Consider the following 12,202-nt stretch of genomic DNA (forward strand, 5'->3'; position numbering starts at 1 on the left):
AAAACCTGTAAACGCTCTATTCACAGGTCTAATTTTTGGCTTTGTTATGCGATTTTTTCTGTACGACCGCGCGTTATGAGCCCGACGAGCTACCAAACTGCTCTACCCCGCGACGTATTTACGATGTCTCCTATTTGAGACAGCTTAGTTATTATATAATAAGAATGCTGGGAAGTCAACAGTTAATCCATGCTTTATGGGATTAAAAATCAATCTATGCTTATGATGTAAAATTGTTTATCATCATACCGCGAAAGAAGTTCACATTAATAAATCACTTTATTTATACTGCACGATTCCGCAAAACTCCCTTTTTTCCATTCCGGGCTCTCCGGTTGATTAATATATTCAAAAGCTTTTTCGATTTTGTTGAAAGCGCCTGCAAAAAGGGCTATAATAACATATAACATATTGGAGCATTGCGGTATTATTTTATGAAGAAAAAAAGCGGCTTTACCCTAATTGAATTGATTATCGTAATTGCAATCCTTGCAATTCTCGCAGCAATCCTGATTCCAAATGCAATCGGTTATATTAGCGCATCGCAAAAGGCGGTATGCGATAATAATATCCAGCAAATTATACGCGCCTATAAAACGCAGCGCGCATTCAAGGAAGACCTTAAAATCGAAGAAGTCATCGCCAATGAAGGCGATAAATATTTTACTTCGACGCCTACCTGCCCCAGCGGCGGTTCCTATGTTGGGTATTCGTTGGGTGACAATATATTCATTATGTGTACCTACCACAAGGACCCCAACAGTTCGCTTGACATTGCGGTTGAATCTTACCTGAACATGTACCAATTTACCGGCATGACAAGCGCCGAGATTGCCGCGGCCACCGGGAATGCCGTCAAATACCTGAATAACGATTCCCTCCGTACTTATCTGATGGGCAGCGCTTATGACGGAAAATGGCCCGCATTCCCGTCCTCTGTGCTGGACCGGAACGGAATCAGCGGCGATTATTATATTCAGCCGTACGTCGATGCAAGCAGCGCCGGAGGTAAGAATCCTTCCAAAAATGTAACGGTTTATGCCAATACCAACGACGGTTCAAGCACCTCCGATCTTTGGCGCGCCGATTTGATCTTTAACCCTGAAAACGGAAAATGGTATCATGGGAATAACGGCAGTATAATCCGCGTCATGAATAAATCGTGGAATGAGATTAAACAGGAAATGGATGCCAATGGCTGGCAGCCGTTATTATAAAAATCTTTATACAGAAAGCAAACACCGGAGTTTTCAACAGGCTGGAAGCTCCGGTGTTTTTAATTCGTTTAAAATTCAATCCGCAAAATAGGTCGCATACATATCCGCGATTGCAAGCGCCGGGGCAAGCGGATATTTTTCAAATGCTTTCGATTGGGTAATGCCGCCGATATAGCTGCGGGCGGCGTCATCGTAACCGCTCATATGCCAGCGGATCGCAACCGCCTCCTCTTCCGTAAGGTCGATATGTTTCATCAGCAGGTAAACGGACTTTTCCCCGTGGCCAATGGGCAGCTCATCCTCGATCATATAGACCTCTTTTTCCGTCCATTCGCGTTTGCCCGGGGTTTTAACGTTCCTGATTCCCTTTACATACATATTCGTCTTACACACATCGTGCAGGAGTCCGGCAATAATCAGGGAATCCTCACGTTCGCATTTAATGTTCTTATTGAAATTCACAAGCAGCTTGTACACATTCATGCTGTGGTTCAAAAGGCCGCCCTCGTACGCGCCGTGCTTGGAGGTGCTGGCGGGCGCGGAATAAAAATCCGTTTCTTCGAGCCACGCAAGCAGTTTTTCGGCCCCGTCGCGCTGGGTGGATAATAGGAGTTCCCTGAATTCTGTTTTCAATTCGTTGATCTGTTCCTGCGTACTCATTGAATGTATTGCCTTCCCGGTTTTTCTTTTATTATATGACATCCATTCTTTAAAACGCAACAAAAAAGACGGCCCGGAGGCCGCCTGGCCGTTCGCTTGTTTTATATGCCCGCCGGGGCCCTGTACCTCCGGTCGACCATGAGCGCCTCCGCCTCGCTGCGCACGCCGCCGGTCGCGCTTTCATGGGACAAAGAGCAGGCTGCGGAAGCCGTCCCCAAAATAATTCCTTCCCGGAGACTTTGCCCCCGGTAAGCCGCATAAAGAATACCCGCGCAAAACGCATCGCCCGCGCCAACCGTTCCTTTGATGAAGCCTGCCGGCAGCTTAAGGCTGTCTGCCTCCACAAACTCTCCCCGGCAGTTCATGCCAAAGCCGCCTTCCGGCGCATGGATTACCGCCCATTCCGCAACGCCCATACTGCGGAGCACGGAAAGCGCATCCGGCATATTTTCACGGTACAGCGCCCCATCCTTGCCGCGCAGGCGTATCCCTGTAATTTCCTGCGCCTCAAATTCATTAATTACGCAATAATCCGTATATTTTAAGGCCGGGGGAACAAGCCGCCGGAAACGGCCGCCCGCTTCGCTCACCACATCGATCGAGGTCTTAATCCCTTCCCGCTGCGCCCGCGCAAGCAACCGCGCCATCCGGGTTCCATAGGTCTCGTCCGGTGAATCCAGATGTGCAAGCAAAAGGATATATCCTATGTGCAGCAGCCGGGCGTTAATTTCTTCCCACACAAAATCCTGCTCGCTGAGCAGGGAATTTGTTCCGTGGCAGCAAAAGAACGTTCTCTGTTTTGTGGTGTTTTCACTCATCACAAACGAAAACGCAGTGGGGGCGTCCGGTTCCGTCCTCAGCCCGCGCAGGTCGATATTCGGATATTTTGCGAATTCGTCCCTGATGAAGCGGCCTTCTTCGTCCGCGCCGACCAGGCCGACCGCCTGCAGCGGCAGCTTTGGGTTAAGCCTCGCGAGGTCCTGGATTACATTGCTGAGCGCGCCGCCGGTGGATTGGGTGATTCCCTCCGTAATTGTTGTAAGCTCTCCCTTGGGCGGATATATCTCGATCGGGTATACCTTATCGACAAGAACGCTTCCTGCCACGCAGATTCCTTCCCTCATCGCTCTCTCCCTTTCTCCCCAAGTGTGCCGGGGATGCTGCGGCAGGAGGACTCCGCAGCCCCGCACACTTTCAAACGTTGCGGAAAAACCGATCCGCATTTTCATACAAATGGATTTTCCCCCGGATAAAGCATATGCCTGGGTTGATTGAACGCAATGTCGCCAATCCCCAGATAATCGAGAACGGTAAAAAGCGCTTTCCCCGCATGCCCGAACATGAGGGCGCCGTGGTGCGGATAATGCTTTCCGACCAGCACATGGCGGTAAAACCGTTCCATTTCCGGAACCGCAATCACACCAATCCCGCCAAACGAATGTGTGGGCACGGGCAGCACCTCTCCCTGCGCGATATATGCCGCAAGGGATGTATCCGCATGCGCATGCACCCGGAACAGCGTCACCGGCCCGGGCATAATATCCCCTTCCATTGTCCCGCGGGTAAAGCCGGGTTCGCCGCCCTGTTCATGCAGGCGGTTCTGGATCAGCTGATAACGCAGCTTCCCTTCCGAAAGCTTGCAGATCGGGGTATTGCCGCAATGGAAACCCATGAAGGTTTCGTGCAGGCGGTAATCCCAGCGTCCTTTGATTTCTTCTTCATAGAGGTCCTGCGGGACCGTATTGTTGATATCGAGGAGCGTCACCGCGTCGGCGGAAACGCACGTCCCGATGTATTCGCTGACCGCGCCGTAGATATCCACCTCGCATCCGACAGGATACCCCTTTGCTGTGAGCCTGCTGTTCACATAGCAGGGTACAAAACCAAATTCTTTCAGGAACGAGGGCCAGCACTTGTTGGCAAAGGCCACATATTCCCTTGCCCCCCTGTTTTCCGCCGCCCAGTCGAGAAGCGTCAGTTCAAACTGCGCCATGCGCGGCAGGAGGTCGGGATAGGGCGCTCCTCCCAGTTCTTCCTTCATTTCGTCAACGATTCCGCCGATCCGGCTGTCATTTTCATGCGCGCGGAAGGCCACCAGGAGATCGAGCTCCGAATTCTCCTGGATTTCGATCCCCATGTCGTACAGGCCTTTAATCGGTGCGTTGCAGGCAAAAAAATCCTGCGGCCGGGGTCCGAAGGTAATCACCTTAAGGGAACGCACCCCCAGCAGGGCGCGCGCCACGGGAAGGAATTCCCCTATTTGCCCCGCGATTTCTTCCGCTGTGCCGACCGGCGATTCCGGGATTACCGCGCGCAGCTTGCGCAGCCCCAGGTTGTAAGAGCAATTCAGCATGCCGCAGTATGCGTCTCCGCGGCCGCCCACCAGGTCTTTTCCCGTTTCTTCCGCGGCCGCCACATAAAGCACCGGGCCGCCGAATTTCTCCGCAAGAAGCGTTTCCGGCGTTTCCGGCCCGAAATTCCCCAGGAATACGACGAGCGCGTTACATCCTTCGCGCCGCGCCTCACCGAGGGCCTTTTGCACATCGCGTTCGCTTTCCACAAGCGTCTGCACCTCATAAAGACCGATCTTTTTTTGTGCGCAGGCTTCCGCAACCGCTTTGCGGCGGCGCTCTGAAAGGCTTGCCACAAAGCAGTCCCTGCTTACGGCTATGATTCCCAGCCGCACTTCCGGTATATTTTTCATACTATTTCCCCTTTAAAGGGCATGCGCAAGCGCATACCATGCCGCGCCCCGTATGCCCGCATCCTTTCCCGCCATTGCCCGTTCAATTTTCATTGCCTCCGCGGGGTATGGTTTTTTCACATGCCCGTAAATTTTCTCTGTCAACTCCGCATACGGAAAATGTTCCATTTCGAGTACGCCGCCCCCGAGGACCACAAGCGTCGGATCGAAGATCGTGACCTCCGCCGCCACGGGAATTGCGCAGGCCTCTATAAAGTCCGCCAGCTCGGGGGCCCCTTCATGCACCCGGAAAATATCGGGAAGGGCGCAGTCCGCAAACTTCTTTTTCCATAGCGAGGCAAGGTATGTGCCCGACGCATAGCATTCGATACAGCCCTTTTTCCCGCATCCGCAGGTCCGCGTTCCCCCCAGCACAGGAATATGCCCGATGTCGCAGCCGCTTCCGTGCGCCCCGCGCAGCATATTCCCGCGGTAATAGACGCTGTTGCCCACGCCCGTTCCAAAATAGAACGCCGTCACAATGTCCTGCGGGCCCGTCTTCCGCACCGTGATTTCCGCCTGGAGCAGCATATCCGTATCCTTGGCAATCGCCACAGGCAGGCCGGTGCTTTCCATGAGCCTGCTTACCACATCGACGTTTCCGAAGCCCTCCACCGGGTTTTTCAGGTTCGGACAGGGAAATACTGTTTTCCCGTCCGACGAGACCGGGGCCGGGAAGCCGATGCCAATGGCCGCCGCGTCTCCAACGCCGTTTGCTTCCATAAACGCCCGTATCTCCCCGGCCAGCAAATCCACCGCTTTTCCGCCCGCGCACAGGGCTTCGCTCGGTTTTTTATCCGAGCAAAGCACCGCGCCGTCTTCGCGTACCCATCCGATCCGGAAATTGGTGCCGCCGATGTCAATCCCAATCGCGCTTTTCATTTTTCTTATTTATGCTGCAGAACGTCTTTTACGGCCGCGGTCACGCCTTCCGCATTCAGATGAAAGCGTTCCCGCAGGTAATCCATCGGGCCTACCTCGCTGAATTCATCGCGCACAGCCAGCTTGCGCATCACCGTGGGCTGTTCTTCCGCGAGTACGGACGCCACCGCGTCCCCGAGGCCGCCGTTTACATTATGGTTCTCCGCCGTCACAACTGCGCCCGTTTTCTTCGCATATTCCACAATCAGTTCCCGATCGATCGGTTTGATGGTGAACATATCGATGACCGCTGCGGAGATTCCCTCCTGCTCCAGCTTTTCCGCCGCCACAAGGGCTTCGCTTACCATAATTCCGCAGGCAATGACCGTTACATCCGTTCCCTCTTTCAGAACGGCGCCCTTTCCGGGCGCGAATTCGCTCGAGTCGTCGTATACCTTCACAGCCGGGGCACGGTCCGCGCGGAAATAGATAATCCTGTTTTCGTCCCGGGTCGCGTGCATCAGGCTTTTGAACATCGTGCTGTCCGTGATCTCGAACAGGTAAATGTCCGGAAGCGTGCGCATCATGGCAATATCTTCAAACGTGGTATGCGTGCCGCCGTTGAATTTCGCGCAGATGCCCGGATCGCTTCCATACAGGCGGATCGGGTTTTTCCCATAGGCCGAGGAAATAAATATCTGGTCAAAAACCCGGCGTGTAATGAACGGCGCGAACGTATGCGCATAGACCTTCTTCCCTACGCGCGCCATGCCTGCCGCCATACCGATCATATTCCCTTCCTGGATGCCGACGTTTAGCACGCGGTCCGGGAACCGTTCCTGTATCTGGTCGATTTTGATCGCCTTCATGAGGTCCGCGTCAAGGGAAACCACATCCCTGTCGTCCTCCATTAATTCCGCAATGGTATCCGTATAGGCCGAGCTCAGCGGCGCGGCTTCCGTCTCGTTATGAAATGCAAGTTGAATTTTCATATCGCTTCTCCTATTCGTATTGTTTCATCTGCTCCTCAAGCTCCGCCATGCAGCGCTGCGCAAGGTCTTCCGGCATATCCATATGGTGGCTCAGGCAGCCGAGCGCCGCAACCTCGCTGCATCCGTATCCTTTTACGGTATCGAGCAATATTGCGCTCGGGCGGCCCGTCTCTTTTTTCGCAAGCTCCACGGCTGCGAAGATCGACGCCGGGTCGTTGCCGTTTACCTGCTGCGTATGCCATCCAAAGGAACGAAATTTCATAAACAGGCTTTCGAGCGGCATAATCTCCTCCACCGTGCCGTCAAGCTGTATTTTGTTGTAATCCACAAAGCAAACGAGGTTATCCAGCCCGAATTTCGGCGCGGCAAGCGCCGCCTCCCAGATTTGCCCTTCCTGGCATTCGCCGTCCCCCAAAATCGCGTATACCATATTCGGCATCCCGTCAAGCTTGAGTCCGTACGCCATGCCCGCCGCAAGGGAGAGCCCCTGCCCGAGGGAGCCTGTCGTGCAGTCGATTCCCGGCGTCTTATTGCCGTCGCAGTGGCTTGGAAGGTGCGTCCCGCCCTGGTTCAGCGTATCGAGCCAGTCCATCGGGAAAAAGCCCTTGAGCGCGAGCGCCGCATAAAGCGCCGGCCCCGCGTGTCCCTTGGAGACAACCAGCCTGTCCCGTTCTTTTTTTTGCGGGTCCTTCGGGTCTACATTCATGATGCCGCTGTAAAGCGAAGCAATTACGTCCGCCACAGACAGGCAGCCGCCCGCATGCCCGAAACCAAGCTTTGCAAGCTGGCGAATCACCTGCATGCGGATTTCCACCGCAAATTTTTCCGTATCTCTTATTCCCTGATTTTCCATAATTTTTCTCCTATCGCCTTCTATAACACTTCCGTAAGCTCAAGATGTTCATAATCCGGCCCGCGGAATAAAATCCATTTTGATCCGTTCGGGAAAACGTCCGCATTGAAAACAACCTCGTTTGTCTCGAACGCAATGCCCCGCGAAATCAAAGTCTCTTTTACCGCTTCAATATCCTCTACCTTCATTGCGATATGGTCTACGATTCCATCCGTCCGTTTTTGCAGGTTTTCCAGCCGCACCAGTTCAAGCGTCAGGCAGCCGTTCTGTACGAAGGCGACGTCCGTCGTCGTTCCGTCCGCTTCCTTTACCCTGCATTCCCATATTGTTTTAAAATCGAGTATATCTTCGTAAAATTTCTTTGATTTTTGTAAATCAGATACAAATACGCCGATGTGCGCAAGACCTTCCATCTTTGCCATGTTTTTTTCCTCCGTTCAGGCCGCTGCTTTCAGCAGTCCAGCGTTCCTTCTTTCCACTCCATCAAAAAATGTTCTATTTCTTCCGCAGTGCCCGTGCGCCCGTTCCGCACATAAAAGCCCGACGTCGCCGTCCCGAGCATCAGCGACAGCTCCGGCTCGAAGCCGCACAGGTAGCCGTAGGCAAAGCCCGCATTGAAATTATCCCCCGCGCCCGTGCTCAAAACCGGATTCGCACAGAAGGGTCCGTCCACTTCGTAATAACTGCCGCCTGTCACGCATGCCGCCTTTTTAACCGGATGCACCACCAGGCAATCGATCTTTATATGCTCCGCTACAAAGCGGGTCAGTTCTTCGAGCGGGTATTCGCGGTAATCCGCAATTTTCCTGCCGAACAATTCCGCGAATTCGCACGCTTCCTTTTTATTGAGCCCAAGGGAGGTTTTTACGCCGGTTTCCTGGAACCGCTCCAGCAGGCGCACCGCGTCGAGGATTTCCCCGCCGCTACGCTTCTCCGGATCGGCAAAGTCAATAAACAGCGTTTTTTCCGCCCGGTTCCCTACATGGGGCAGCACCTCCGTAAGCAGCCCTTCCCAAATTTCGCTCATGTGCATAATCATCGACCAGTTGCTGAAGCTCAGGAGCTCCGCCCCGCACACCAGGCGGATCAGCTCTTCGAGGCCCACCTTGCGCTTGACGTCTTCCCAGCTCATAAGGTTCAAGGGAACGAGCTTGCAGCGGATGATCTTCCCGTCCTCGAACTCTACCGCATCCGTTTGGCCCGGGTCGGCCACGCCGATGATGCGCGAGCCCTCCGCAAGCGGCGCATAGACCGGATCAAGGCCGCCCGTCCCCACCGTTCCGATGTAGGTGAGGTCAATTCCGTAATTCTTCAGGCCGATCGACATATTGGGGCCGTTGCCGCCGAGCTTTTTTGCGACGGTCACAATTTCCATGCTGGTGCTGAGCCCTGCGCCGTTGCGGACCATATCCGCATAATCCGCAATGGTGCGCACGCGCGCATAGTGTTCGGGGTCCAGGCGTTTTTCCACCACATGGACCACTTCGTCGATGAAGCCGTCAAAGCCAATCACCGCAGGGCGGCGCTTTTTAACCGCGTTTTTGAGTTTTCCTGCCAGTTTTTCCTGCATATTGGATTCTTCCTTTCCCGGTTTCAGAAAACGCGCGGAGTTCACAAAAGGCGCGTTTTCCGCCGCCCGTACAGCGATTCACCGTTTCCCCGCCGAACCGAACAGGAGGATTTTTTTCTCCGCCTCCGCGCACACCGCTTCCGCAGTTCTTACGCACAGGTCGAGATAACCAAGCTGTCGGCCGCCGCCGTCCACGCAATTTTCGCGCAAGGATTTTTTGGCCGCAAGGGTGAGGTCTGTAAAAATATTTGTTTTCGTAATTCCGTTTTGAACGGTGTTCCGAAAATCCTGGTCCGAAAGGCCGCTTCCCCCGTGCATCACGAGCGGAACCGGCACTTCCCGCCGCAGTTCCTTCAGCCGTTCGATGTTCAGCTCGGGTTCCTTTTTATAAACCCCGTGCACCGTACCGATGGCCACCGCGAGCGCATCCGCCCCGGTTTCACGGATAAATTCTTTGGCTTCCTGCACATCCGTGTATTCGTCCGCGCTGTCTTCATAGCCGTTTTCATAGCCTTCCAGCCCGGCCACATGCCCGAGCTCCGTTTCCACCGTCACATTTTTCGGTCCGCACAGCGAAACCACTTCCTTTGTGCGCCGTACATTTTCGTCAAACGTCTGGTCGGAGGCGTCGATCATGACGGATGTGAAGCCCGCGCCAACCGCGCGTTTAATATATTCAAACGTCTTGGAATGGTCGAGATGGACAGCGACCGGCACGCTCGCAGCCTTCGCTGCCGCGATCATGGCAGGGGCGAACTCTTCAATTGTTACCAGTTGTTCAAACACTTCCGCGAAAGCGAGGATAATCGGCGAATTGTGTTTTTCCCCTGCCATCACCACGCCGCGCAGCATTTCCGTGTTAAACACGTTGAAATGTCCGACCGCATAGCCGCCTTCCCGCGCGTGCATAAGCATTTCCTTCATATTTACAAGCGACATTCTGTTTCCTCCGCTGTTTTTTTCAGTCCGCTATTTTTACAACCGCTTTCACGATATTCGCTTTATTCTCCACACTCTGGTCCATTGCGTTCTGGATATCGTCGAACGAGAAAATATCCGTTACGATGTTCCTCAAATCCACCTTGCCCGAAGCAACCGCTTCAATTGCCATCGGGTAAATATTGCGGTAGCGGAAAATTGTCTTAAAGGTCAGTTCCTTATCGAGCGCAAGGTTCATGGGAACGCTTGCGTTATCCTTGATGGAATATCCCACGAAAACAACGGTGCCGCCTTTTTTCGCCCCTTTAATTGCCTGCTGCATGGTAATTTCGTTGCCGGCGGTCTCGATGACAAGGTCGCATCCCTTTCCTTCCGTCAGCTCCATAATTTCGCGAACCACGTCCTGCTCCGCGCCGTTGATTACGCCTGTCGCGCCAAGCTCCATCGCTTTTTCCAGCCGCTTCGGCATGATATCCACCACATAAACCTGGGAAACGCCCTTGGCTTTCAGCGCCATCATGGATACGAGGCCAATGCAGCCCGCGCCCATCACGACCGCCGTCTGCCCGAGCTCGGCCCCGCCCTGGTTCGCGGCATGGAAGCCAACCGCCAGCGGTTCGATCAGCGCGCCTTCAAGCGTGCTCACATTATCCGGAAGCTTGAAGCACAGGTCCGCTTCGTGCGCCACATATTCCTGGAAGACCCCGTCCACAGGGGGGGTCGCAAAAAAGATGACGTCCGGGCAGAGGTTATACCGGCCGCTTTTGCAGAATTCGCAATGCCCGCAGGTTTTCCCCGGTTCAAGCGCGACGCGGTCCCCCACCTTGAGGTGTTTTACGTCCTTCCCGACTTCAACCACCGTGCCGCCGGGTTCGTGCCCCAAAACAAAAGGCGGCTCCACCACGTGGTCGCCGATGGCTCCCGCTTCATAAAAGTGAAGGTCCGAACCGCAAATTCCCACATATTCCAGCTTCACCAATACCTCGTCGTCCTTTGGCTGCGGGATCGGCCGTTCCGTATATCCCATTTTTCCCACGCCGTTCATAACGGCGACTTTCATTGTTCCCTTCAATATCCCAGTCTCCTCTCATTGCGCGGACCGCTGCGCAAAGGCGGCAATATGCCGCCTTTCGCCTGCAGTCCCAAGCTTTTTTCAATCACCCACGCACATCATTTTCAGTTCGGCCGGGCCGCCGTTTGAACGGCCCGGCCGGATGTTCCCGGTTGCAGATGTTTTTTGAATGGTCAGGCAGCGTCCTGATGCTGTTTTACTTCAGCTTCCGTGAGCTGTCCGTTGTCGATGTAGATTTTGATGTATTCGTCCACGTTGCTGGAATCCACAAGGATTGCGTCAATTGCATAATCTTCCTGCTCGGTTGCGCCCGTAAGGAGCTCGTTTGCCAGCTTCGTATTCAGTTCGCCGAGCTCGATCGCATTCTGCAGGCAGGTCGCCGTCTGCGTACCGTCGATTACGTTGAGCATTCCGCCCGCCGTGCCGTCTACGCCGTATACGAGGGTATTTTCAAATGCCGGGTTGTCTTTTGCCATGTTGATGAAGCCCTGCGCAAGCGCGTCGGAGGTGGTCAGCGTGCAATCCCATGTGCCATAGGACTGCGCCCAGTCTTCAAATACCGCCATTGCATCCGCTTCGCTGCCCTGCTCGATGATCTGGTCGCCCAGCACCTCGATATCGGGGCGTTTTGCAAGCAATTCTTCCTGGAACGCTTTATAGCGGGTCGTCGTATGCAGGTTGCCCGGCAGGCAGTTCAGGATCACGATTTTGCCGTTTTCCGGAATTTTTTCCGCCGCGTCCCTGGCGAGGACTGCGCCCTGTTCGTACGGGTCCGCGTCAACGCTGGAAGCGCCTTCAAGGTCCGGTATCTTCGCATTCGTGGTAATTACCTTAATGCCCGCTTCCACCAGTTTTTCCGCATACGGCCGCTGGAGCTCGCCGTCGTTCGGCTGGATGATAACGCAGTCATAGCCCTGTGTAATGCAATTCTCAAGCAGGGAGTTTTCCTTCTCCGGGTCGCCCTGGGAATCCAGCACGTCAAGCGTGTAGGTATCGGAATACTGCTCCGCCGATTTCTGCATTTCGGATGCGAGCCATGAAGCGAATACGTCGGAAAGGGTACGGGCCACATAAGCGACCTTGTATTTCCCGCCCTCGGCCTTTTCGCCGCTGTCTGCGGCCGCAGACGATTCGGCAGGAGCCGCGGACACCTGGGCGTCTGTTCCGGCATCCGAAGAAGCCGCCGGCTGTTCCGTGCTCGCGCAGCCCGTGAGAGCAACGGCTGCGAGCATCACGCTTACTAAGATAATACTGACTAATTTTTTCATACTTTCCTCCTCATAATTTTATATTTC

12 protein-coding genes are annotated in these 12,202 nt (G+C 54.3%); 1 reads left to right on the forward strand and 11 read right to left on the reverse strand.

Annotation, left to right across the window (positions count from 1 at the left end; all coding sequences use genetic code 11):
* Positions 1–434 precede the first annotated feature (434 nt).
* Positions 435–1,217: a prepilin-type N-terminal cleavage/methylation domain-containing protein gene (locus tag BBD38_RS15075; protein ID WP_066686050.1), complete on the forward strand. Its 783-nt coding sequence runs from the start codon at positions 435–437 to the stop codon at positions 1,215–1,217.
* A 75-nt stretch (positions 1,218–1,292) separates the two neighbouring features.
* Here BBD38_RS15075 and BBD38_RS06710 read toward each other — a convergent pair whose 3' ends face one another.
* The 11 genes from BBD38_RS06710 to BBD38_RS06760 form a co-directional block, all read right to left on the reverse strand.
* Positions 1,293–1,877, reverse strand: coding sequence for an HD domain-containing protein (locus tag BBD38_RS06710; RefSeq protein WP_066686051.1), 585 nt, complete (start codon positions 1,875–1,877; stop codon positions 1,293–1,295).
* Between the two features lie 101 nt (positions 1,878–1,978).
* Positions 1,979–3,001, reverse strand: a complete 1,023-nt coding sequence (locus BBD38_RS06715) for a carbohydrate kinase family protein (RefSeq protein ID WP_066686479.1) — start codon at positions 2,999–3,001, stop codon at positions 1,979–1,981.
* A gap of 101 nt (positions 3,002–3,102) precedes the next feature.
* Complete coding sequence (locus BBD38_RS06720) at positions 3,103–4,581, reverse strand: L-fucose/L-arabinose isomerase family protein (RefSeq protein ID WP_066686052.1); 1,479 nt, start codon at positions 4,579–4,581, stop codon at positions 3,103–3,105.
* Positions 4,582–4,593: 12 nt separating this feature from the next.
* Positions 4,594–5,502: an allose kinase gene (gene alsK / locus BBD38_RS06725; protein WP_066686053.1), complete on the reverse strand. Its 909-nt coding sequence runs from the start codon at positions 5,500–5,502 to the stop codon at positions 4,594–4,596.
* A gap of 5 nt (positions 5,503–5,507) precedes the next feature.
* Positions 5,508–6,473, reverse strand: coding sequence for a transketolase family protein (locus tag BBD38_RS06730; protein ID WP_066686055.1), 966 nt, complete (start codon positions 6,471–6,473; stop codon positions 5,508–5,510).
* 10 nt (positions 6,474–6,483) lie between these two features.
* A complete protein-coding gene (locus tag BBD38_RS06735) occupies positions 6,484–7,326 on the reverse strand; it encodes a transketolase (protein ID WP_066686057.1) in 843 nt (280 codons plus the stop codon).
* 20 nt (positions 7,327–7,346) lie between these two features.
* Entirely contained in the window at positions 7,347–7,748 is a 402-nt protein-coding gene (locus BBD38_RS06740) for a VOC family protein (protein ID WP_066686059.1), read from the reverse strand.
* A 29-nt stretch (positions 7,749–7,777) separates the two neighbouring features.
* Positions 7,778–8,896, reverse strand: coding sequence for a PfkB family carbohydrate kinase (locus BBD38_RS06745; protein ID WP_066686481.1), 1,119 nt, complete (start codon positions 8,894–8,896; stop codon positions 7,778–7,780).
* A gap of 78 nt (positions 8,897–8,974) precedes the next feature.
* On the reverse strand, positions 8,975–9,835 hold the full coding sequence (locus BBD38_RS06750) for a class II fructose-bisphosphate aldolase (RefSeq protein ID WP_066686061.1): 861 nt from the start codon (positions 9,833–9,835) through the stop codon (positions 8,975–8,977).
* Between the two features lie 22 nt (positions 9,836–9,857).
* Entirely contained in the window at positions 9,858–10,907 is a 1,050-nt protein-coding gene (locus BBD38_RS06755; protein ID WP_066686063.1) for an NAD(P)-dependent alcohol dehydrogenase, read from the reverse strand.
* A 173-nt stretch (positions 10,908–11,080) separates the two neighbouring features.
* Positions 11,081–12,175 carry a sugar ABC transporter substrate-binding protein gene (locus BBD38_RS06760; RefSeq protein ID WP_066686064.1) on the reverse strand — a complete coding sequence of 365 codons (1,095 nt, stop codon included), beginning with the start codon at positions 12,173–12,175 and terminating at the stop codon, positions 11,081–11,083.
* Between the last annotated feature and the right edge of the window lie 27 nt (positions 12,176–12,202).

The organism is Christensenella intestinihominis, from assembly GCF_001678845.1.
Classification (GTDB): Bacteria; Bacillota; Clostridia; order Christensenellales; family Christensenellaceae; genus Christensenella; species Christensenella intestinihominis.

What these genes read in the sequence shown, in the direction of transcription:
- BBD38_RS15075 (WP_066686050.1), top strand. Translation starts at nt 435, where the DNA reads ATGAAGAAAAAAAGCGGCTTTACCCTAATTGAATTGATTATCGTAATT.
- BBD38_RS06710 (WP_066686051.1), bottom strand. Translation starts at nt 1,877, where the DNA reads ATGAGTACGCAGGAACAGATCAACGAATTGAAAACAGAATTCAGGGAA.
- BBD38_RS06715 (WP_066686479.1), bottom strand. Translation starts at nt 3,001, where the DNA reads ATGAGGGAAGGAATCTGCGTGGCAGGAAGCGTTCTTGTCGATAAGGTA.
- BBD38_RS06720 (WP_066686052.1), bottom strand. Translation starts at nt 4,581, where the DNA reads ATGAAAAATATACCGGAAGTGCGGCTGGGAATCATAGCCGTAAGCAGG.
- alsK (WP_066686053.1), bottom strand. Translation starts at nt 5,502, where the DNA reads ATGAAAAGCGCGATTGGGATTGACATCGGCGGCACCAATTTCCGGATC.
- BBD38_RS06730 (WP_066686055.1), bottom strand. Translation starts at nt 6,473, where the DNA reads ATGAAAATTCAACTTGCATTTCATAACGAGACGGAAGCCGCGCCGCTG.
- BBD38_RS06735 (WP_066686057.1), bottom strand. Translation starts at nt 7,326, where the DNA reads ATGGAAAATCAGGGAATAAGAGATACGGAAAAATTTGCGGTGGAAATC.
- BBD38_RS06740 (WP_066686059.1), bottom strand. Translation starts at nt 7,748, where the DNA reads ATGGCAAAGATGGAAGGTCTTGCGCACATCGGCGTATTTGTATCTGAT.
- BBD38_RS06745 (WP_066686481.1), bottom strand. Translation starts at nt 8,896, where the DNA reads ATGCAGGAAAAACTGGCAGGAAAACTCAAAAACGCGGTTAAAAAGCGC.
- BBD38_RS06750 (WP_066686061.1), bottom strand. Translation starts at nt 9,835, where the DNA reads ATGTCGCTTGTAAATATGAAGGAAATGCTTATGCACGCGCGGGAAGGC.
- BBD38_RS06760 (WP_066686064.1), bottom strand. Translation starts at nt 12,175, where the DNA reads ATGAAAAAATTAGTCAGTATTATCTTAGTAAGCGTGATGCTCGCAGCC.